This is a genomic window from Granulosicoccus antarcticus IMCC3135, assembly GCF_002215215.1.
Classification (GTDB): domain Bacteria; phylum Pseudomonadota; class Gammaproteobacteria; order Granulosicoccales; family Granulosicoccaceae; genus Granulosicoccus; species Granulosicoccus antarcticus.
On the sequence record NZ_CP018632.1, the window covers coordinates 6949473 to 6971301 of the forward strand.

Below are 21829 nucleotides of genomic sequence, written 5' to 3' on the forward strand. Positions count from 1 at the left end.
CATCAGACTCTATTTTTCACTGACTTGATCAGCCCAATCATTACCTTTGAACCAGTAATCATTGCGCTTTTTCAACCAGCCGTTACGGGTGTAGTTGTTGATCCAGTTGTTGAAGTAGTTCAACGCATCCGGATCCCCCTTGCGCAAACCGAAGGCCTCTCCGGTAGCAGAGAAAGTACGATCGAAGGGTACCGACAAGGTGTCAGGATAGCGACGTGCCTCGTCAGATGGAGATGGCTCAGATGCCATGGTTGCATGTGCCTTGCCATTGAGGACTTCCTGCGTGGAAGCACCATCTTCATCAAATAGCAACAGTTCGGCCTCAGGGAACATCTCGGCAATCAAGGCTGCCGGCGTAGCACCACGGCGGGCAGCAAAAGTGATGTCGGGGCTGTTGTAATCTTCAACCTGCATACCGGCCGTCATTTTGGTATTAGACAGCAATGTCACTCCGGAAAATGCATAAGGGTTGGAGAAGTTGATGGTCAGATTACGCTCGGGGGTCGTTGTCATGCCACTGATGATGACATCGAACTTGCCAGACATCAGCGCCGGAATGATGCCGTCCCATGAGGTAGGAATGAACTCGGCTTCAACGCCCATATCCGCTGCCAGCTTGTTGCCGACATCCAGTTCGAATCCGATAAGCTCACCATTCTTGTCACGCATCGACCATGGCGTAAAAATGGACAGTCCAATCTTGATGGCGCCGCGTTCCTTGATGGTTTCGATCACGCTGGCGGAGGCCAAAGCCTGTTGCGCCTGTTGAGCCGATGCCACGGCACTAAAGGCAATTCCCAGCAACAGGACTGCCAGACTGGCCCCCATGCGTCGAGTAATTTTAGACGTGATTCTGTTCATGTTCTGAATAGTTCCCCTGAAATTGACTAAGTACCCTGGGTGGGCGTGTGACAGCTTGACTACTGGATAGAATAGCGGCGTTCGACTAACGATACACCAACGGACATTATCAAAGTCACCACCAGATAAACCGCGGCGATGGTGAACCATATTTCAAAACTCATGTACGTATCGGATATTAAATTGCGACCAACAGTGGTCAGCTCGGCAACAGCAATGACACTGACAATGGCAGAGCTCTTGACCATGTTGACCATTTCACCCGTCATGGGTGGCAACATGAATCGTACCGACTGAGGTAGTACGATATACCGATACGATTGGACCTTGCTCATGCCAATGGACGACGCCCCTTCCCATTGGCCTTTGGGAACCGCCTGAATACCTGCGCGGAATATCTCCGAGACAAGTGCTGCGTGATAGACACCCAGACATAGAATGCTGGCTTCGAAGCGATCCAGATCAAAGATGGGTCCCAACACATAATAGAATAGATACAGCAGGACCAATAATGGCGTATTACGAACAATTTCCAAAAAAACAAAGGCCACCGCAGTTCCTACCAACAAGTCCGACAGTCGCAGAACGGCGACCAGCAATCCCAGACCAATGGCCAACACAAAAGCCAGCAGTGATAACTGCAGTGTCTTGACCAGACCAATTGCAATTTCTCCCCACTGAAAACCATCATCAGTCATGGTCCAGAGGTACTTGGGAATACGATACCACTGCCAGTTGTAACCCATCGCCTTCGAGCCGTTGTAGGCCGAATACACAATGACTCCCATCACAACCAGATAGATCAGTATCGAGACGGGCGTTGATGAAAAAAATCGACCCAACAGAGGCGGCTTGGGGCTTACATACTCTGTTGCAGGAGTGCCAGCCATCAGTGTTCCAGTATCTGCTCCAGAAAGAGCCTGCACCGCTCCGTCTCCGGGTCGGTGAAGAATTTTTCCGGTGGCGCCGTTTCGATGATTTCACCGCCGTCCATGAAGATCATCGTATCGGCAACCTTTCTGGCAAATCCCATCTCATGCGTGACGCAGACCATGGTCATGCCGGTGTTAGCCAGACTCACCATGACATCCAGCACCTCGTTGATCATTTCAGGATCCAGCGCCGATGTCGGCTCATCAAAAAGCATAATGCGGCTTTCCATGCACAAAGATCTTGCAATGGCGACTCGCTGCTGCTGGCCACCGGATAACTGACTGGGGTACTTGTCCGCCTGCTCGGGAATATGCACCCGTTCAAGATAACGGTGTGCGGTCGCGTTAGCTTCTGTCCGAGATACCTTGCGCACCCGCATGGGCCCGATAGTGAGATTCTCCAGAACAGTCAGATGCGGAAACAGATTGAATTGCTGGAACACCATGCCCACTTCCTGGCGCAGCTTGCGAATCTGCTTCGAGCCTTCAAAAATCTCGATGCCATCCACGACAAGCTTGCCCGCACTGTGATGCTCCAGCGCATTGAAACACCGGATAAGCGTCGACTTGCCTGAACCCGAAGGGCCGCAGATGACCACTCGCTCACCCTGATGAACGGTCATGCTGATGTTTCTGAGAGCCTGAAAGGAGCCGTAAAATTTGTCCAACCCTTCAGCCTGGATAATAGGTGTGCCCTTCATGAACGCATTTCTTGTTGGCTTGACCTCGTCGAACCCAATCAATTCGACACACAAATGTTGATGTTAGCAGCTTAGCGGATTCACGCACGAGCAATGAAAGGCAAGGATCTTTGAACTGAGAGATATTGACTTTAAGGCAACTAATTGCTTATTGTGCAATATTACCCCACCTTCGCCGGCATCGACCCATGAGCAACAACTCATCAAGCAACGCCATAAAACTCGCTCAGGAACCAATACCGGTCATCGATATCTCCCCATTGCGTCGCGGTGAGGATCCGAGTGCTGTTGCGCACGCCCTGCATGCCGCCAGCCAGGGTTTAGGCTTCATCTACGTCAAAGGTCATGGTATCGAACCATCCAGTATTGAAGCCGCTCGAGCTGCGGCCTATCAGTTCTTCCGAGCACCCGATGAGCAGAAGGCGATGGTCAACGTCTCGGCTCAGCATCGTGGCTGGTTGCGGCCGGGCGGCGCAAAAATGCAGGACAATGCCGCCGTTGATTTGAAGGAAAGTTTCATCTGGGGCTATCAGGATGCTAACGGCCATACAGAATCAGATCATGCTTTGCGCGGCCCCAATCAATGGCCCGATTCGGTACCGCAACTACAGAGCGCGGCGATGGACTATTTCAATCAGGCACATCAAGTTGCCTACCAGCTGATGCGCGGATTCGCTTTGGGTTTGAACCTGCCGGAGGACTTCTTCCTGCGTAGTTGCGAACGCCCTATCAGTCGAGGCTCATTTGTCTATTACCCACCACAGGACGTGACTCAGTCGGAGCCGCAGTTTGGCGTCGGACCTCATACTGATTTTGGCGTGTTGACGGTACTCTGCCAGGACAATGTGGGCGGCTTGCAAGTACAGAACGTGAATGGCGACTGGATTGAGGCAACACCCATCAAGGACACACTGATCGTCAACGTCGGCGATCTACTGTCCCGCTGGACCGATGGCGCTTACAAATCAACCCCCCATCGTGTCACCAATACATCCGGCCGTGAGCGACTCTCACTGGTGCTGGCTTTTGATCCGGACCCGGACACACTCATAGATGCAAGAGAGATATACGGTAAAGGCCACCAGCCTGCCGAAGAAGCCATCACCTGTGGAGACTATCTGCTCTGGCGATTTGCCAAAGCCTTCTCCTATCGCAACGCAACCCAGTGAGACGATGATTCGTGAGCGACGACAATCAATCGCAAATCAGGCAGTCCAGCTTGCCTGCCAGTGAAGATGTGGACTCGGCTATCGGTTCCGCCTTGCGCAGCCTGCGTGAAGCTCAATCGCTGACGGCTCGTCAGCTGGCAGAGCAATCGGGTATCTCGGCGGCCATGATCAGCCGTATAGAAAATGCACAGGTGTCCCCTTCCATCGCGACCATGACCGCATTGACCAATGCACTGGATATACCGCTGGTCAGCCTGTTTCGCGAAACATCATCCGAGCGGGCAGACTTTACCCATGTCCGGCAAGGCGAAGGCATTGTGTCTACCCGACTGGTGGGAGACCATATACATCACTACGTCAATCTTGCTTTGCATCGACGACGTGACATGAATTTTGAAGCTCATCTGATCACGGTCACTCAACAGTCAGCTGCACCGCCTAGCTATGTCGAGCATGGTGTCATCTTCATGCATGTACTTAAAGGCTCTGCCCGCTATAACTACGGCAAACAACAGATGGTGCTCGAAGCAGGTGACAGCCTGAGTATCGATGCAGAACTATCCCACGGTATAAATGAATTACTGACTGATGAATTCGTCTTCCTGTCAGTGCAAGCGGAGTGTCGACGATGAGTGCATGGATTGAAATGATCAGCGATAAAGATGCTGATGAAGAATTACTGGACACCCTGAAACTGGCGCGCACCCCGCATGGCACTGTTGATAACGTCATGCGAGTACATTCGCTACGACCGTCCACCATGCGCGGCCATGTAGCACTCTACCGGGCAGCCTTGCACGACACTGGAAATACACTGCCAACCTGGCTTCAGGAGACATTGTCATCCTACGTCTCCATTCTCAACCACTGCCCCTATTCTCTAGCCAATCACTGGGCCAATGCCCGGCACCTGATTAACGATGATGCGCGTGCGGATGCGATTGAAAAAGCCCTGCATGCAGACACGCCTGACACCGTCTTCGAAGGCGCTCAACTACAACTCATGCACTACGCACGAAAACTGACCTTGCACCCCGGAGACATGAACAAACAGGATGTCGAACACTTGCAACAGGCAGGTGTCAGTGACGGGGAGATACTGGAAGCCAATCAGATCATCGGCTACTTCAACTACGTTAATCGATTATTGAACGGACTGGGTGTTACCACCGATGGTGACACCGTTGGATACTACTCATGAGCCCCACTGCTCCCGTGGAACAGTTCTCCGGTGCAATGACACTACTGCGTGAATGTGTGGGCGGAATGGCCGGCGAACGCCTGCTGATTGTCAGTGAACCTCAGGGCAGCGGTTTCTACGACGATGCGGCACCTCGCATCACCGCAGCTGCCGGACGTGCTCTGAACATGCGGGTTTATCAGACACAATCGGATTGCTTCCTGGCCAGCGCTGAAGATACCAGCACCCTGATGGAGACACTAAAAGGCTTTGATCACATCGTCTTCTTCTCACGCGTAGGCGATCAGATCCGGTTCTCTGATGACAGCGATATGCCCTCCTCCACCATGTGCTACACCCTTGATCTTGAATCACTGAACTCCCCTTTCGGTACAGCCTGCTACTTTGGCATGTGTGAGATCAAGAAAGTGATTGATGCCGCCTTCATCCAGGCTGAACATGTTCGTCTGAGCTGTCCGATGGGCACCACCTATGAAGGACGCCCCGACTGGGGGCTGCAGGCAACACTGAACCCTGCCTTGAAAAATAACGAGGCCAAGGATGTCCGCATCAAGCGTTTCCCCATGTTGATTTCACAACCGGTTCCCTCCAAAGGTCTTAGCGGCAAGATTGCACTCAGTCGCTTTCTGGTTGGCACCGGCTCGCAATATTACGAGCCCTATCATCTGCCACTGAAATCAACCGTGTTCGCCCATGTTGCCAATAATCGCATCAGTCACTTTGAAGGCTCGCCGGAGGAGGTACTGCGAGTGGAGCAGCACTATGAACATGTCAGTAGCAAATTTGATATCGACCCACTATTTGTGCACTCCTGGCATGCCGGCATACATCCGGGTTGTCACTTTCAACCACTAGCTGAGACCGACATCATGCGCTGGTCAGGCTCCGCCTTCGGTAATCCCCGCATACTGCATTTTCATACCTGCGGTGATTATGCACCCGGCGAGATCTCGTGGAACATACTCGACCCGACCATCTGGATTGACGATGTGCCGGTGTGGGAGAACGGACAACTATTTCCTGAACGCCTGCCCAACAGCGCCGAGGCACTGGATTCCCACCCACACCTGGTAGAACTGTACAAACACCCGTATCGTGAGGTTGGTCTGGTTGCCTGATGCTCGACATTCTCAGAAAAACCGGCAGTAACGATTAGTTCATTGCTGCCAGTTTTGATAGTTTTTCTGTATGTTGCTAACGCCAAAGGATACGATTTCCGCCAATACTGTCATATAGATATCTGACAATTTGTTGATATACAGACAACTCTTGCCGATCTTGTATTTTCCGAGCCGCTGCAGATACTCATCCAGCTCCAGATACCCCGGCATGATGTAGATCGACAGATTGGCTTTACGCGGAGAAAAACCGGTAATCAGGCTATCACCGCTGCGACCACTATCGTAGACATAGTGATACCGACCATAGCCGACAATGTTACCGCCCCACATGACAGCTGGAAAACCCGTTACGTCATGAAACCAGTCCAGCAATACTTCAGCATCAGAACGACGCTGCGAATGTTCAACACCGGCGATAAAATCCATCGGAAGAAGGTCTGTCGGTTGAGTCTTGTTATCACTGGTTTTAGCTGCCATCGTCAACCCTCCTCCAGTTTATTTATCACTGTACACCAGATGTAAAATCACTCTGCTGGTGAATTTCGATAAATGAGAGTCCCTTACGACAGCGCCAGAATGGCAGCCGTGGACTGAACATCTGCGAATGTATCGCTCAATGAGGCTAGCGAAGCCTGATGCAAAGCAGCGTGTGGGACTGTCTGACCATTTTCGACTGTCAGGTCCCGAGTTGCACAGGCATCATCAGCAACAATGACATCATAGCCCAGAGGCACCGCATCACGGCTTGCACCAGCAACACAGGCGTGAGTCATCAAACCGCTGACAATTAGTGTCTTTATGCCTTTTGCCTTCAGCTGCGCGTCGATATCCGTCGTGGGAAATACACTGATTGAAGATTTACGTACAACCACATGATTGGTAGCGGGTTGAATATCGGGATGAAAAGCCACCGTCTGCCCATCCTCTGCAAAGATCGGCGCGCCCGCCGGGGTTACATGCTGTATATGAAACACGGGTATGCCCAAACCATCAGCCATATCGATCAACCGTTTTGCATTAGCAAGCGCCGTCTTGCCATTGGGAATAGGTAGCTTGCCAGTAAAATACTCGTTCTGAAAATCGATTACGAGCAATGCCGTGCTGTTGCGATCGATACTCTTGGCACTGGCAGCACCCAATAAAGCTCTGATGGTTGGATGAGTCATCCTATGTCCCCTGTCTCGTGTTGAATGGTGAAAAAACGAGAGCTTGATGCCGTACGGCCCTCGTTGTGTGTCACTACTCTATGGCTTATGCTTTGCCTGCAACAGCGTCCCAGAAGACAAGCTTCGATGAGATCGGGCCAAAATGACATCCACCGGTGAACACCGTATCGCCATCGTCGCATTTGATGGCATCAGCCCCTTTCATCTAGCCGTTCCCTGCACCGTTTTTGGTGACGATCTGGCGCGACTTGATGTACCACGCTACGACCTTGTCGTATGTGCTGAGAAGCTGGGAACCATCCCCACACAGTCGGTGTTTTCGATTGAAGTTTGTCATGATCTATCCGTGCTGGACACGGCTGACACCGTGATCATACCGACCTGGTGTGATTCAGACATACGTCCATCAGATGCGCTGCTTGATGCTTTACGCGGTGCCCATGCCAGAGGTGCTCGCATGGTGGGCCTATGCCTTGGCGCGTTCGTTCTGGCAGAGGCTGGTTTGCTTGATGGCCGCACTGCCTCCACGCATTGGGTGTGGGCGGATGAATTTGCCCGTAAATACCCCAGGGTCAGTCTCGACGTTGACGTGCTCTATGTTGATGAAGGCGATATCCTGACCTCAGCCGGCACCGCTGCGGCTATTGACTGCTGCATTCATCTGGTTCGATGTGATCACGGCGCCGAGGTGGCAAACCGTCTTGCTCGTCGTTTGGTGACAGCCCCGCACCGAAGCGGTGGGCAAGCTCAGTATATCGAGCAACCGCTTCCCAAGCCCATTGATAACGATCGAATTGCACGCGCTATTGTCTGGGCATCAGAGAACATTTCCACTTCGATCAGCCTGGATACGATGGCAGAGCATGCAGCCATGAGCCGTCGTAACTTCTCCCGACAATTCCGCAAGGCAACCGGCACGACGGTATCCCACTGGCTGCTGGCACAACGGCTGACACTGGCTCAGCGCCTGCTGGAGACCAGCGATCAGACTATCGACAACATCGCCTGCGATTCAGGGTTCACATCGACCGTCAGTCTCAGGCAGCATTTTTCCAATACGTTCTCGATTTCACCCAGTGCCTATAGAAAGCAGTTCAAAAACCAGGAGCCAACCGGTTGTTAGCGAGTTAGGGCTCGTGAAATAATCAAGTTTCACGATCCCTAAGGTAATACTCACCTTGTTTTCCAATCGGCCCACCAGGGGCTCAATCCGCTGGATTCAGAATCGATTCGACCCAGTCAGGCACCGTCTTGCTGGCTGGGCCTTCCAGGCTTTGCTTGAACATATTCGAACGGGTAGGCTTCAAATTCAGTTCAAGTGTGTGGGCGCCACAGGTATTGGCAATCTCACCAAACCCCGCTGCTGGGTACACCTCACCCGAGGTGCCAATGGCGGCAAAGATATCGGCTTCCATCAATGCCTGCTCTATTTCTTCCATGAACAAGGGCATCTCACCGAACCAGACTATATGAGGTCTGAGGGTGTTTTTGCTCTTGCAGTTCATGCAGACAGACTCGGTGGTGATGTCATGCGGCCAGGGCTGCACAGCGCCACAATCAGTACAACGTGCCTTGATCAGCTCACCGTGCATATGGATGACCTCTGCCCCCGCGCGTTCGTGCAGATCATCGATGTTCTGCGTAACCAAGGTTACTGCCCCCTTGTGCAAGCGCTGCAGACGTGCCAGAGCCTCGTGAGCCACATTGGGCACCACTGAGACAAGGCCTGCGCGTCGCTGATTATAGAAATTTTGCACCAGAGCCGGATTGCGTTCAAAGGCTTCAGGTGTTGCCACATCCTCGACGCGATGCTTCGCCCACAGCCCGTCTTCATCACGAAACGTGGCTATACCGGATTCTGCAGAAATACCGGCACCGGTGAGAATGAAGATGGAAGGTGTCATAACTTGTTATCCAAAAGATTGCGTTCTGGTCGGATCAATTATACGGACCGGAGTGGGACTACAAAACTGAATGTCGCTTCATCAGCTTGCCAATTCTTCCAAGCTGATGATCAATGAACTCATCGCTTGTCGCACGATGTCCAAAATCCCTGGCATTGCCCATGATCAGGGCCATCCACCAGATATGACGAATGACCACAAAGGTATCAATCAAAGAAAAATCTTCGTCGCCAATTTCGCGCTCAGAACGATACCCGTCCAGAAATGATGACCAGAGCTCACTTTGATTATCATCTCCGAAAATACCCCATTTGAAAGTCGCCAGTTCAAACACGCGAAAGCCAAAACCACAACAGTCAAAATCAAAATGCGTCAGCAGGCCTTCGCTTTCATGTACGTTGCAGCCGTGACAGTCACCATGGCAGAAGCCGACATCAAGACTCTTTATCGCAATGCTGTTCACCGCCCGTCGAAGCTCGTCCGCCGTTTCCTCAAGAAACGTCAGATCGTCCTTTTTGTTGCGTAGAAAAGGCTTGATGATGTTCACTGATTCATCCAGAAGATATTCGACTTCAAGTCTGGAACGTACATGCTCAGTCTCAAACCCATCGGAAAGATGATGCAGCTCAGCAACGGACGCCCCGAACAGTCGCCCGTTTGTAAGTGTCGTTTATTCCACGCTGCCAGAATTGACATGTCTGTGGATCTTCTATCAGATACTGTGGGACCAGCCTGGATAAAAGTTCACTTTCACAGGCTGTAGAATAACTAGCTCGAATTTCCATGCTCGCCGACCATCACGCATCGCTGACCGTATCTGATCAATCAAAGCCAATTGTTGCACAAAACTGATAGCGAACCAATTCAAGGCTTTTTTGTTCTATCTCAATAATCAATCATGGTATTCGCGTTAACTTGATTACTACGTGATGCAAATATGGGAAAGCTGATATGTTCGAGAAAATCGTTGTAGGCGTCGACGGCTCACCAGAGTCAGAACACGCTTTGCGCCTGGCATGTGACCTTGCTCAGAAGTACAGTTCCGAACTACATCTTGTACATACACCGCAACCACAAACAGTTGCATTTGCAATGGGAGCGGTAGCGGGTTACCACGCAGCCATGGCGATGCCCTCTTCAGAGGAAGTCGAGGTAGCTTGCGAAAAAATAGTGAGTTCAGCCAAAGCCATTGCAGAAGAGTGCAATCAGAAAATCACTCAAACACATACAGAACCTGGTGATCCCGCTGATCATATAATCGCCTGTGCAGAAGGCTGTGGCGCGGATCTGATCATAACTGGCCGCCGTGGGTTAGGCAGTGTCAGCTCCCTTCTTCAGGGCAGCACCTCTCAACGGGTCAACCACTTGGCAAAATGTGCTTGCCTTTCGGTTGTCAAATAGCAATCGTCTGGCGCACCATCTCAGAGCTCGCTCATTCCAGAAATCGCTGATCAAAGGGGTAGTGCGTCAGGTTTTCATAACCATCTTCAGTGATGACAAGCTGATCCTCAAGCTTGATACCACATGAGCCGCCGACCTCCCCTACATAGGCTTCGACACACAGGCATTGCCCAACCTCCAGCACGCCATCGTAACCGGAGTCTTCCAGGTCCTCGGGGTAGCGTATGGACGGGTACTCGTCACACAGGCCTACACCATGAAAGACCACGCCATAACGTTGATGACGATAGGGCTGATCCAGTCGATGTGCCGTTGCTGTCAACTCACGTTCGTGGGCCTGCCTCCTGGAACCACGGATTGGTACGCGGCCCCGAGCTTAGAATTCGGGTTTCAATCCATTCACCACCGCGAATATGGTTACCGCGTTGCAGCTCGGCCCACAACTCCACTTCACTCTTGCCCGGCTGAAGTATGGCCTGCATCTCGGCAATGCCCGCTTCACAACTGGCAATGGCGCAGCGCATGGCATTGATCTCATTTGAATTTTTTATCTTTCTGGCATGTTCGCTCACTTCCTGACCACTGCGCACCTCAATGCCCAGCTTCTCCAGTGCTCGCACGCCAATGAAATCCATGCGATCAACCGCGAGACGACGATTGTCGCCTGCGTGCTGGCGCATCAGATCGTCAACAACGTCAGCAAATTGCGCGGCATGTTCCTCTGAGCGATCACCCGACTCAAAATAGAAGAATGACGCGCCATGACGCACTTCCTTAACCAGAGGCAAGTGGGCGCTCAAATGCTCGCAGGTATGAAAATCCCACAACACCATGTAGCCACTGGCAGAAACGAAGCAGGCACGACAAGGATTATGGGTGGCCCATAGCTGCATATTAGTGCTGTCAGTCGCGTAACGAATGTTGAGCGGATCAAACATCAACAGTCCTGCGTAGTCACGAGCCTGTAACTCACCAACCAGCCTGGACAGACGGTATTCGCGCAGCTCAACCAGATTGGGTGGCTGGAGTCCCAATGCTGCCCATTCCTCAAAGGCAATATCAGAGGGGCCCGTCTCGACACGATCGGCGAGGTTGGGCGATCCATCCGGCAGTAGATCGTTCACAGTGACACGGCGCCGGGTGGGGTCTATCTTACGAATGAGGGGTGAGTATGGCGCACTGGCTACTGTCGGGATAACAAATGTCATGACCCTGGTCTCAAGAAGGATAGATGCGAGTTCAACTCGCCATATCACTCAACGGAATGGGCTCGGCATTGACGAACAGTTCTGCCTGCGAGCGTGATAACTCCCAATGGTCAAGCGTGACAGCCACGGCCTGCTCGGCATCTCCCTTATCGATGGCTTCCAGCATTTGATCATGTTGCTCAACAGCCAGCTTCAGTCGATTTCCTACCTTTGCGTTTTTTCTGTCATAGAAGGTATGCGCAATTCGTGCATGATCGACGAGCAGGCGCTGGAGGCTGATGGACAGATAACGGTTGTCAGCCATCTCACCGACCAGTGAATGAAAGCGATCGTTGAAATAAACCAGATCCTTGACCACGATCTTGTTCGCAGCCTGACGAAATCGCCCCTGCACCAATTTGAGTTCCTTCAACTGTACCGAAGTTGCGTTTTCCACAGCGAGCCTGGATATAGCAGAATAGATCATGGGAGCCGTCTGGAAGAATTCCTTCAGAGTCTTGTGATCCATGGGTGAAACATGGGCTCCCCGGTTATCGACAATGTCGATATACCCCTCTCCGGCCAGTTGCCGGAAAACATCCCGTAAAGGGGTCCTGGAAAGCCCGTACTCCTTACTGATCGACACTTCATCGAGATCGATGCCAGGCGCCAGATCCAGAGTCAGAATTCTGCGTTTGAGATCCAGATACAGCTTTTCCTTGTTACTTGTGCTGACCTTGTTCAATTTGTTCTCCGCAACAAGGGGCTTGCCAACGTCTCCGGCTGCTCACTGACTCGATTCTTCAGAGTCGTCGTATACCACTCGACAAACTGGATGACGCCGCTCTCATGCATGGCAGAATAAGGACCAGGCTCGTAGGCGGTCGACAGCACACCCTCCTGGCAATTCTCCACAACACGCTTGTCTTCCGAATTGGTATCCATCCAGACCTTAGTCAGATTCTCAAGCGAATAGTCTCGCCCTTCCTCAGCGTCCTTGTGCACCAGCCATTTGGTAGAGACTTCGGTTTGCGTTGGGCTGATCGGCGTCACCCGGAACAGTATGGTGTGATCCGACAGGAAGTGATTCCAGGTTGCCGGGTAATGGAACATCAGCAATGCTCCGGCATTTTTAAAAGAAAAATTACTCAGAGGCGGAGTCACGGCAACCTTGCCAGACATGGTGTAACTTTCCGCATCCCCAACCAGTGGTGTACGAACGTAGCGCCATGTGCCTGTATCATCAACCATATACTTCGAAGGTGCACCCGCCGCTTCACAACGAGCGATGTACTCAAGCGTCTCTGCATCCAGCCCCGTGTCATCACTGTTACCAATCACCGCCGGGTTGTCCAGAAAGGTGCGACACAGCGATGGGTGATTGCCGGAACAGTGGTAGCACTCCCGATTGTTTTCGAGCACCAATTTCCAGTTTCCCTCCTCAATGATCGTGCTTTCATGGGCGACCTTGGCATCAGCCAGACCATGAGGCGCCAGATACCGCGCAGACTGCTCGGCGAACTGATCAAAGTCCGGAGCTTGTGCGGCAAGGCAGATGAACACAAGGCCGCTGGCTTCACGACAATGAACGGGTTTCAGTCCATGTTGTGACGGATCAAAATCATCCCCCATGTCCCGGGCGAACAGCAGGCGACCGTCCAGTTCGTAGGTCCACTGGTGATAGGCACAAACCAGCTTGGGCGACGTTCCTTTTGCAGCGCTGCACAACGTAGAGCCGCGATGCCGACAAACATTATGAAACGCCCTGATCTCGCCATCAGCTCCCCGCACGATGATGACTGAAGTGCGCCCTATCTTGTGAGTGACATAGTTGCCGGTCTCGGGTATTTCGCACGCCGGTATTGCAAACAACCAATCCCTGTGAAAGATCATCTGCATATCCAGGTCAAAGAAAGCTGGATCGTTATAGAACTCCTGCGGCAGTGAATAGCCTGGCACCGAGGACTCTAATAGAGCAAGTATGTCAGTACGTAACATGAGTGAAAAACTCCACAAATTTAAAAAACAGGTTTAAAGAAAGATCCGCTAAGGGCTCGTATCCTTCTATCAGCATGAGATATCTCTTTTCATCGCATGACTACATACTATATGTATAATATATGTATACATCATTTTTTCAAATATCTCAAGAAACGTAAACCCCTACCCGGCCGATCAATATTCTTGTGGACGGCCGATCCAGCTCCTGAGCCCTCAATAAAGAGTGTCTGAACGCCGATGAAATTTGAAGGTATCTACACGCCGGTGATAACGCCGAGCGACACATTGGGACGTATCGACTATCCCGCATTGGAGAAACTCCTCGAACACCTGATCGCCAGTGGTGTACACGGTGTGATTTCCGGAGGGTCAACGGGTGAGAACTACTCACAGACCGTCGAGGAGAGGCTCAGTCTGGCCAGGTTTACACGCGAAGTACTGGGAGACAGAATCCCGTTGATCGTTGGCACCGGCACTATGCGCACGCCAGACTCGATAGCGCTTGCCGAAGGTGCAGCCGAAATGGGTGCCGACGCGATTCTTCTGGGAACGCCTCCGTATTCGGTACCAACGGAGCGCGAGAATGCATTGAATGCACTAGCCATTGACCGTGCTGCCAATCTTCCCATTGTTCTCTATAACTACCCGGGCAGAATGGGCGTGAGCATGGGCGAGGAATTTCTCGACCGTGTTGGCAGCTCCAGCAATGTGTGTGCAATCAAGGAAAGCTCCGGTGACATCAATCGCGTGCACCTGCTGGCACGTGACTATCCGCATATCCAGATGTCATGCGGCATGGACGATCAGGCATTGGAATTCTTTGCCTGGGGAGCTCGTAGCTGGATTTGCGCAGGCTCCAACTTCCTGCCCAAAGAGCACATCGCTCTGTATGAAATCTGTGCAAATCAGGGTGACTTCACCACTGGACGAAAAATCATGAGCGCAATGATGCCCCTGATGCGCGTCCTGGAGCAAGGCGGTAAATTCATTCAGTGCGTCAAATACGGCGTGGAAATGGCAGGCTTTCATACCGGCCCCATGCAGCCACCTTTAAAAGGTTTGAACAAGGATGAAAAGCGCCAGATGGAACAGGTAGTACGCGTGCTCAAAAACACCATTAACAACATCCAGGCGGGGGAATAAACCATGTCGACTCTATTGACACACTCCGAGTACGTAGCAATTGCCAAGTCGCTGACGCTGCCACAGAACGCCTTTATCAACAACGGCTATCGCCCTGCCATCTCCGGCAAAACGTTTGACACCACCAACCCTGCAACTGGCGACCTACTGACGCAGGTGGCGGCCTGCAACACAGAAGATGTGGATCTTGCGGTGGAAAAAGCCCGAGAAGCTTTCGATGATGGGCGCTGGTCCAGACTGGCGCCAGCGCAGCGTAAGGAAATCCTGATTCGACTGAGCAAACTGCTGGCCGACAACATCCATGAGCTGGCTGTGCTGGAAAGTCTCGACAGTGGCAAAACCATTCAGGATTGCGAGATGGTCGATCTGCCTGACACCATCGCCTGCATCAAGTGGCATGCCGAAGCCATCGACAAGCTCTATGATCAGGTCAGCCCTGCTTCGGATGATCATATAGCGATGATCGTGCGACAAGCGATAGGCGTAGTCGGACTTGTATTACCCTGGAACTTCCCCCTGTTGATGCTGGCATGGAAAATAGGCCCAGCTCTGGCAGCTGGTTGTTCAGTGGTCATCAAACCCGCTGAGGAAACATCATTGAGTGCCTTGCGTGTTGCCGAGCTGGCTCGTGATGCAGGCCTGCCCGCTGGTGTCTTGAATATTGTCACGGGAACGGGCGTCGATGTCGGTGAGCCTATCGGACGGCATCCTGACATCGATATGGTCTCGTTTACCGGCTCAACGGAGACTGGCAGACGCTTCCTGAAATATTCGGCAGAGTCGAACCTGAAGGAAGTCGTATTGGAGATGGGCGGCAAGAACCCTTGCATTGTCATGGATGATGCCGAAGATCTGGATGTTGTAGCCTCGCATGTTGTCAATGGCGCTTTCTGGAACATGGGTGAAAACTGCTCAGCCTCCTCACGTCTTATCGTACACAAGGACATCAAGGACTCCTTACTGGACAAAATCAAGGCGCATTTGCGTGAATGGAAAGTAGGAGATCCACTGAACCCTGACACGCGTGTTGGACCTCTGGTATCGAAAGAGCATTACAGCAAGGTGTCAGGCTATGTGCAGCAGGCAGCATCCGACAATATTCTGGTTGGCGGAAAAAGCAGCAACGGCACCCATATAGAACCCACCATTGTCGAATCAAGCGGTAGTGACGACCCTCTTTGCAACGAAGAGATCTTTGGCCCGGTACTCAGCGTCATCACGATCAGCAGTTTCGATGAGGCTATCAGTATTGCCAACAACACACCCTATGGTTTATCTGCGGCATTGTTCACCGCCAATGGCAAACGTGCATTGCGTGGCGCACGTGCACTGAACGCCGGCACCGTCACCATCAACAGCTTTGGTGAAGGCGATGTCAGCACACCCTTTGGTGGGTTCAAGCAATCTGGATTCGGTGGACGCGACAAATCGATCCATGCACATGATCAGTACACCCAGTTGAAAACCATCTGGATCGATCTGTCTGACAATGAAATAGAGTCGGTCAGTTGACCAGCTTCACCGCCAGTCGCCTTCCTAACCAGCCGGGACCCGCCGGCTGGAACTGCTTGCTGCCAGAAGCTCTGGCAGCACGGATACTGGAGCAAAGCGTCACGGCGGATGTAGCCATCATAGGCGCCGGCTTTGCCGGGCTTTCGGCAGCTCGTCGTTTGCTGCAGATCGACCCCTGCCTGAAAGTTGTCGTGCTGGAAGCTGGCCGCGTCGCACAAGGGCCGGCCGGGCGCAACTCAGGCTTCATGATCGATCTTCCCCATGATCTTTCATCAGATACCTATGTTGCAGAAGGCACTGCTGACGACACTCGTCAGATTTCTCAGAATCGTCAAGCGATCCGGTTTGCAGCCAGTGCTGCTGAAGAATACGCTCTTACAGCTGATACCTTCAATCCCTGTGGAAAGATCAACGCTGCGGCTACCCTCAAAGGTGAGAAACTCAATCAAGACTACGCCCGTCATCTGGCAGTCTTGAATGAGCCACACGAATGGCTGGATACTGCAGCATTGGTAGATCTCACGGGTAGTCACTATTATCGATCAGGGCTGTTCACTCCAGGCACTGTCATGCTGCAACCTGCTGGCTACATTCGAGGCTTGGCCAACGGCTTGCAGTTCACACACCCGACAGCCTTCAGCCTTTTCGAAAATAGTCCGGTTATCCGCATCGTTGGCAATGAACCTGGCTGGACACTGGAATGCCCGACAGGCAAAGTCATTGCTGACAAGGTCATCCTGGCCAACAACGGTCATGCCGAAAGCTTCGGCTTCTTCCAGAATAGGCTCTTGCATGTATTCACCTATGCAACCATGACAAAGCCATTTGCGCGTAATGCACTAGCCGGTAATCAGCAATGGGGCATTATCCCGGCGGATCCAATGGGCACGACCGTGCGTAGAATCAATGACGGTGATGCCAGTCGACTGGTGATACGCACACGATTTACCTACAATCCATCCATGCAGGTCAGCCCTCGGGAAGTGGCAGACGCTGCACAGCTATGCCGGAAAAAATACGACGCTCGCTTTCCAGACCTGAAAACAGTTGACATGCAATATGAATGGGCTGGACATCTTTGCCTGAGCTGGAACGGCGTTCCTGCTCATGGAGAGATAGAAAAAGGTATTTTTTCAGCGGTTTGCCAGAACGGTCTTGGTACCGCAAAGGGCACAATATCCGGCATATCCGCCGCCGAAATGGCTTGCGGAGTCGACACCGAGATTACCCGCTCCCTGGCAACCATGGACGAACCTCGACGACTTCCGCCAGCACCATTGACAACCCTGGGGGCCCGAACCACCTTGAAATGGAAGGAATGGCGGGCAAGCAGGGAGTGATAGACAGACAGACAGACAGGCACCTTGCAGTAGAGAAGTGAAAAAGTAGAAACAAAAAATCCGCAGCCTGAAGAAGACTGCGGAAGTTTTAACGAGCAACGATCAGTAATACCGTTGTTACAGCAAGGCCCTACTTGTCCCGAAGACTATCTCGATACAAGGCCTTGGTCAGCGATATGACCATGAGCCCCATGATGACGGTGAATGGCAAGGCTGCGATGATCATCGCACTCTTCAGTGCATCCAACCCTCCACCACCGGCTATCAGCAAGGTACCAATGACAAATGTCAACAGGACACCCCAGATGATTCGGTGCTTGACGCCCGTCTCTGCGCTCCCGCCTGACATGATCGTGTTCATGACCAGGATGCCCGAATCTGCTGATGTCACCAGAAATGTCAAGATCAACACCACGCACATGATAGTGATACCGGACAACAGGCCTCCCGACAGCATCACTTCAAGTGTTGCAAACAGTTTGGCGGTTACTGAGGCTGCAATGATTGACCCCTGAGCGACACCTGACAATTCAAGATCAATTGCCGTTCCACCCAGTATGGTCATCCAGGCAAAACAGACCAGCGATGGTGCAATCACGGCACCGAGGATAAACTCCCGTACTGAGCGCCCCTTGGAAATGCGCGCCAGGAACAGGCCAACGAACGGTGAAAACGCAATCCACCACGCCCAGTAGAATGTGGTCCAACCAGATTGCCAGCCAAACAGCCGCCCATCTGCGCCTGCCGCATAGAGACCTGCCGCCAATTCATCAGGACTTTCCAGCGCACTAACCGACTCCGGCAAAGCCTCACTGAAACTTGCAAGAGAACCCCAGGGATCGATACTGGCCGCAAACACAGCCGCCTGATCAGCCGCAGGCAAAGAGCCGATGGCCGACGGTGCTGTCGCCAGAAATCCCTCAAGCGTCTCAGGCCCGTACGATTCAAAAGACAAAGACAGGAAATGCAGAATGTAATCGAATAGTGCAGTGGCGTACGTTGTCATGGCAAACACGAAGGAGCCGAACACCACGAACACAAGCAACAAGACCAGCGACAGAACCAGATTGAGATTGGACAAGTACTTGACGCCACGCCCCACACCAGAAACAGCAGAGAGTATGGACAGCGTCATGACGACACAGAGTGCGGCGATCAAACCAACCTTGCTTGGTGCCGGCGTCTCTTCACCATTCATCAACCACTCCATGCCACTGATGGCATATATCCCGTCGACCAACTGGCTCACGCCAAAACCTATAGTGACTGACACCCCCAGGATGGTGGCCAGAACACCCAGAACATCGATGATATGACCTATAAAACCGTTGGCAAAACGTCCCAGAACAGGCGTCAGAGCAGAACGGATGGTCAAGGGCATGTCTCGCGTATAGGCATAGTAGGCCAGTGCCAGACCTGTAACGACATAGATTGCCCAGGCGTGAAACCCATAATGCAGGAAGGTGTAACGATAGGCCGAGGTCAGGGCGGCCTCTGTATTGCCTTCAACACCCCCGGCGACCGTGATGGGGTTCGATCCCCACAAACCCATCGGCTCTGCCGTGGCATAAACCATCAGCCCCACACCCAGGCCAGCACCGAACATCATCGAGAACCACGAGAAGTTGCTGAACTCCGGAGGCTCTCCTTCAGGCCCGAGCAACCGCTTGCCCGAAGAGGGAATAATGGCAACAGCAAAAAGAAACAAGGCAAAAATTCCGACAGAAATAATATAGAAGCTATTGAAGCCTTTCAGAAGGTACCAGTTCAGATCGGATAGCGTGCCGCTCGCGCTCAGGGGCCAGACCAGTGCCCAGATCACTAGAAGAGTAATGCTGATCTTGCTGATCAGCGCAATGGGCAAACTGTAGCCTTCATAGAACCCTGAGGGCGCCTTGTGAATAACGACGTCGGTAAACGGTGGTTTTACAGCCATGCTTCGACCTCCCTTGTTTCAAAGAGTATACATATTGTATTATGACGGCCAATTCCGCAAGAACTATCAGTGGAGAGATCCCCGCCGCTATCAAGGTCACTACATCCTTGTATTCAGTGATACCTGCATACCACTCATTGATGCATTCAGATCCGCTGCGCGCCATCTCGAGCCAAACTGCCCCGATCCTCGACTATCCAGCCTGACCACGCAGGCCCATTGTCATGACGCGTGAATTCTTCACGAGTGAGGCACCTACCGAATCATCGCCTTCCGAGACAGGAATGAATTCGCTATGGATTTCGGTGTACGGCCTATCCGCACTGAAACGTCACCAACTTTACCTAAACTGCAAAACAAGCGATCCTGCCCGCAAACTGATGTCTGTTACGCTCCGGTGTTTCCTGTAAACAGCGTTCGTGAACCAACGGGCAGCGCGGATTAAAACTGCAACCTGCCGGTGGATCAATCGGACTCGGAATTTCACCGGTCATGGCGGGACGATCCCGTACCGGGTTTGCCAGGTTGGGAATAGTGTCCAACAACAGGCGGGTATAAGGATGCAAGGGATTGTCGAATAGCTCCTGCTTGGGCGCAATTTCCACTATCTTGCCCAGATACATGACTGCAATAACATCAGCCATATGCCTGACAACCGACAGATCATGACTGATAAACAGATACGTCAAGCCATACTCTTTCTGCAGATTTTTCATCAAATTGAGAATCTGGGCCTGAACGGACACATCCAGCGCAGACGTCGGCTCATCACACACAAGAAACTCGGGCTCTCCTGACAGCGCTCTGGCAATCGAAATACGCTGACGCTGCCCACCCGAGAATTCATGCGGGTATTTGGAACCATCACCACTGCTCAGCCCCACCGTCTCAAGCAGTTCATTAACCCGGCGAGCAACATCGGGTCTGGACATGCCCGGCTTGAGCGTTCTCAATGGTTCAGCAATGATGCGCGACACCCGCCATCTGGGATTCAGGCTTGCATAGGGATCCTGAAAAATCATCTGCACTCGTGACAAATCCCCTCGATACACAATCTGCCCATCAGTCGGTGTCTGCAACCCGGTCGCCAGTTTGGCCACCGTGGACTTCCCACAACCACTTTCCCCTACTAACGCCAGGGTCTGACCTTTTTCAATAGAAAAATCCACACCTGCAACAGCATTCAGAAACTGTCGCGGCCGACGCTCCAGCACGCGATTAAGCCAGGGGGCTGAGACGTCGTAACTTCTTCTCAGCTCAACAGCTTCAATGAGCGGTAGTTCGTTCATGGCTTACTCTCATTATCGACGGACCAACAGGCAACCCCTGAGCGTGACAACTCAGGAACTTCAACAAGACAACGATCCATGCGCCGGTTGCAGCGTGGATTGAAAGAGCATCCGTCGGGTATATCAGTTAATCGCGGCATATTGCCTGGAATCTGGGAGAGCTCTTGCACATCACCGATCAGACTGGGTATTGCGCCCATTAACCCTACGGTGTAAGGATGCCGTGGCGCCTTGATCACAGCCTCGACCTGTCCGATTTCTGCAAGTCTGCCGGCATACATGACGGCCACCCGATCGGCGGTCTCGGCAATGACCCCCATATCGTGCGTGACCAGCATGACTGCCATGCCACGCTCCTTGCACAGGCGCTTGAGCAAACCGGTAATCTGCGCCTGTATGGACACATCCAATGCAGTTGTCGGTTCATCGGCAATGATCAAATCGGGTTCGGCACACAAGGCCAGAGCAATAACGACGCGCTGGCGCATGCCACCAGAGAACTGATGTGGGTAATGATCTATCCTCACCTGTGGCGCGGGTATTCCCACCTCATGCATCAGATCCAGTGCACGCTGACGGGCACCGTTTTTATCGATCGTCAGGTGCTGCCTGATGGTCTCAACCAACTGATCTCCGACAGTAAACAACGGGTTCAGGCTAGTCAGCGGATCCTGAAAGATCGCGGCCATGCGACGGCCCCGCAAGACACGTAGCTCGTCCTCGGCCATTTGGTCAATACGCTGGCCTGATAACCATATCTCGCCCTGAGCAATCCGACCCGGCGGCTCCAACAGCCCCAGAACCGCCATGCCTGTCATGGATTTTCCTGCACCGCTTTCGCCGACGATTCCCAGTATCTCGCCGCGCCTGATGGACAGCGAGACGCCATCAACGGCCGTCAGCACTCCCTTTCTCGTCGGAAACTCGACTCGCAAGTCCTCGACGACCAGAACGTTGTCAGTCAT

23 protein-coding genes are annotated in these 21829 nt (G+C 52.5%); 9 read left to right on the forward strand and 14 right to left on the reverse strand.

All coding sequences use genetic code 11. From position 1 onward, the window contains the following. Positions 1-9: 9 nt before the first annotated feature. Genes IMCC3135_RS30125 through IMCC3135_RS30135 form a run of 3 tightly spaced genes read right to left on the reverse strand, consistent with a single transcriptional unit; the run spans position 10 to position 2494 of the window. The gene (locus tag IMCC3135_RS30125; protein WP_088920954.1) at positions 10-861 is read right to left on the reverse strand and encodes a transporter substrate-binding domain-containing protein; all 852 of its coding nucleotides are present in this window, start codon (positions 859-861) and stop codon (positions 10-12) included. A gap of 59 nt (positions 862-920) precedes the next feature. Further along, entirely contained in the window at positions 921-1751 is an 831-nt protein-coding gene (locus IMCC3135_RS30130) for an amino acid ABC transporter permease (protein ID WP_088920955.1), read from the reverse strand. Beyond that, positions 1751-2494 (reverse strand): amino acid ABC transporter ATP-binding protein, encoded by a 744-nt coding sequence (locus IMCC3135_RS30135; protein WP_088922169.1) that lies wholly within the window; start codon positions 2492-2494, stop codon positions 1751-1753. Before IMCC3135_RS30135 ends, IMCC3135_RS30130 begins: the two co-directional genes overlap by 1 nt. A 188-nt stretch (positions 2495-2682) precedes the next feature. Between IMCC3135_RS30135 and IMCC3135_RS30140 the strand changes: the two genes are divergently transcribed. From IMCC3135_RS30140 to IMCC3135_RS30155, 4 genes are read left to right on the forward strand one after another with little or no spacing between them, the layout of a single operon-like run. Continuing rightward, complete coding sequence (locus IMCC3135_RS30140; RefSeq protein ID WP_088920956.1) at positions 2683-3663, forward strand: isopenicillin N synthase family dioxygenase; 981 nt, start codon at positions 2683-2685, stop codon at positions 3661-3663. Positions 3664-3674: 11 nt separating this feature from the next. Next, positions 3675-4295 carry a helix-turn-helix domain-containing protein gene (locus tag IMCC3135_RS35295; protein WP_269467045.1) on the forward strand — a complete coding sequence of 207 codons (621 nt, stop codon included), beginning with the start codon at positions 3675-3677 and terminating at the stop codon, positions 4293-4295. Further along, positions 4292-4864, forward strand: a complete 573-nt coding sequence (locus IMCC3135_RS30150) for a peroxidase-related enzyme (RefSeq protein WP_088920957.1) — start codon at positions 4292-4294, stop codon at positions 4862-4864. The genes IMCC3135_RS35295 and IMCC3135_RS30150 overlap by 4 nt, the downstream gene beginning before the upstream one ends. Beyond that, positions 4861-5982, forward strand: coding sequence for a hypothetical protein (locus IMCC3135_RS30155; RefSeq protein WP_088920958.1), 1122 nt, complete (start codon positions 4861-4863; stop codon positions 5980-5982). The genes IMCC3135_RS30150 and IMCC3135_RS30155 overlap by 4 nt, the downstream gene beginning before the upstream one ends. 39 nt (positions 5983-6021) lie before the next feature. Here the strand turns inward: IMCC3135_RS30155 and IMCC3135_RS30160 are convergent, their stop codons facing one another. Both IMCC3135_RS30160 and IMCC3135_RS30165 read right to left on the reverse strand, forming a co-directional pair. Continuing rightward, on the reverse strand, positions 6022-6462 hold the full coding sequence (locus IMCC3135_RS30160) for a DUF1801 domain-containing protein (RefSeq protein WP_088920959.1): 441 nt from the start codon (positions 6460-6462) through the stop codon (positions 6022-6024). Positions 6463-6545: 83 nt separating this feature from the next. Next, complete coding sequence (locus IMCC3135_RS30165) at positions 6546-7151, reverse strand: cysteine hydrolase family protein (protein WP_088920960.1); 606 nt, start codon at positions 7149-7151, stop codon at positions 6546-6548. Positions 7152-7293: 142 nt separating this feature from the next. On the opposite strand from IMCC3135_RS30165, the gene IMCC3135_RS30170 reads away from it, so the two are divergent. Continuing rightward, complete coding sequence (locus tag IMCC3135_RS30170) at positions 7294-8274, forward strand: GlxA family transcriptional regulator (protein ID WP_088920961.1); 981 nt, start codon at positions 7294-7296, stop codon at positions 8272-8274. Between the two features lie 82 nt (positions 8275-8356). Here IMCC3135_RS30170 and IMCC3135_RS30175 read toward each other — a convergent pair whose 3' ends face one another. Both IMCC3135_RS30175 and IMCC3135_RS30180 read right to left on the reverse strand, forming a co-directional pair. Beyond that, positions 8357-9055, reverse strand: a complete 699-nt coding sequence (locus IMCC3135_RS30175) for an NAD-dependent deacylase (RefSeq protein ID WP_088920962.1) — start codon at positions 9053-9055, stop codon at positions 8357-8359. A gap of 58 nt (positions 9056-9113) precedes the next feature. Continuing rightward, the gene (locus tag IMCC3135_RS30180; protein ID WP_088920963.1) at positions 9114-9704 is read right to left on the reverse strand and encodes a phosphotransferase enzyme family protein; all 591 of its coding nucleotides are present in this window, start codon (positions 9702-9704) and stop codon (positions 9114-9116) included. Positions 9705-10006: 302 nt separating this feature from the next. On the opposite strand from IMCC3135_RS30180, the gene IMCC3135_RS30185 reads away from it, so the two are divergent. Next, complete coding sequence (locus IMCC3135_RS30185; RefSeq protein ID WP_088920964.1) at positions 10007-10456, forward strand: universal stress protein; 450 nt, start codon at positions 10007-10009, stop codon at positions 10454-10456. A gap of 31 nt (positions 10457-10487) precedes the next feature. On the opposite strand, the gene IMCC3135_RS34840 is transcribed toward IMCC3135_RS30185, so the two are convergent. From IMCC3135_RS34840 to IMCC3135_RS30200, 4 genes are read right to left on the reverse strand one after another with little or no spacing between them, the layout of a single operon-like run. Beyond that, positions 10488-10778, reverse strand: a complete 291-nt coding sequence (locus IMCC3135_RS34840; RefSeq protein WP_205737783.1) for a M24 family metallopeptidase — start codon at positions 10776-10778, stop codon at positions 10488-10490. A 1-nt stretch (position 10779) separates the two neighbouring features. Continuing rightward, entirely contained in the window at positions 10780-11664 is an 885-nt protein-coding gene (locus tag IMCC3135_RS30190; RefSeq protein ID WP_205737784.1) for a M24 family metallopeptidase, read from the reverse strand. 31 nt (positions 11665-11695) lie between these two features. After that, complete coding sequence (locus IMCC3135_RS30195) at positions 11696-12388, reverse strand: GntR family transcriptional regulator (RefSeq protein WP_088920965.1); 693 nt, start codon at positions 12386-12388, stop codon at positions 11696-11698. Further along, positions 12385-13641: an aromatic ring-hydroxylating oxygenase subunit alpha gene (locus tag IMCC3135_RS30200; protein ID WP_088920966.1), complete on the reverse strand. Its 1257-nt coding sequence runs from the start codon at positions 13639-13641 to the stop codon at positions 12385-12387. The genes IMCC3135_RS30195 and IMCC3135_RS30200 overlap by 4 nt, the downstream gene beginning before the upstream one ends. Positions 13642-13881: 240 nt before the next feature. On the opposite strand from IMCC3135_RS30200, the gene IMCC3135_RS30205 reads away from it, so the two are divergent. Genes IMCC3135_RS30205 through IMCC3135_RS30215 form a run of 3 tightly spaced genes read left to right on the forward strand, consistent with a single transcriptional unit; the run spans position 13882 to position 17639 of the window. Further along, positions 13882-14787: a dihydrodipicolinate synthase family protein gene (locus IMCC3135_RS30205; RefSeq protein WP_088920967.1), complete on the forward strand. Its 906-nt coding sequence runs from the start codon at positions 13882-13884 to the stop codon at positions 14785-14787. 3 nt (positions 14788-14790) lie between these two features. After that, positions 14791-16299 carry an aldehyde dehydrogenase gene (locus IMCC3135_RS30210; RefSeq protein WP_088920968.1) on the forward strand — a complete coding sequence of 503 codons (1509 nt, stop codon included), beginning with the start codon at positions 14791-14793 and terminating at the stop codon, positions 16297-16299. Next, positions 16296-17639, forward strand: a complete 1344-nt coding sequence (locus IMCC3135_RS30215; RefSeq protein WP_088920969.1) for an NAD(P)/FAD-dependent oxidoreductase — start codon at positions 16296-16298, stop codon at positions 17637-17639. Before IMCC3135_RS30210 ends, IMCC3135_RS30215 begins: the two co-directional genes overlap by 4 nt. 130 nt (positions 17640-17769) lie before the next feature. Here IMCC3135_RS30215 and IMCC3135_RS30220 read toward each other — a convergent pair whose 3' ends face one another. The 3 genes from IMCC3135_RS30220 to IMCC3135_RS30230 all read right to left on the reverse strand — a co-directional run bounded on the left by IMCC3135_RS30220 (position 17770) and on the right by IMCC3135_RS30230 (position 21829). Beyond that, on the reverse strand, positions 17770-19575 hold the full coding sequence (locus IMCC3135_RS30220) for a BCCT family transporter (RefSeq protein ID WP_088920970.1): 1806 nt from the start codon (positions 19573-19575) through the stop codon (positions 17770-17772). Positions 19576-19919: 344 nt separating this feature from the next. Continuing rightward, positions 19920-20864, reverse strand: coding sequence for an ABC transporter ATP-binding protein (locus IMCC3135_RS30225; RefSeq protein WP_088920971.1), 945 nt, complete (start codon positions 20862-20864; stop codon positions 19920-19922). Beyond that, on the reverse strand, positions 20861-21829 hold the full coding sequence (locus IMCC3135_RS30230; protein WP_088920972.1) for an ABC transporter ATP-binding protein: 969 nt from the start codon (positions 21827-21829) through the stop codon (positions 20861-20863). Before IMCC3135_RS30230 ends, IMCC3135_RS30225 begins: the two co-directional genes overlap by 4 nt.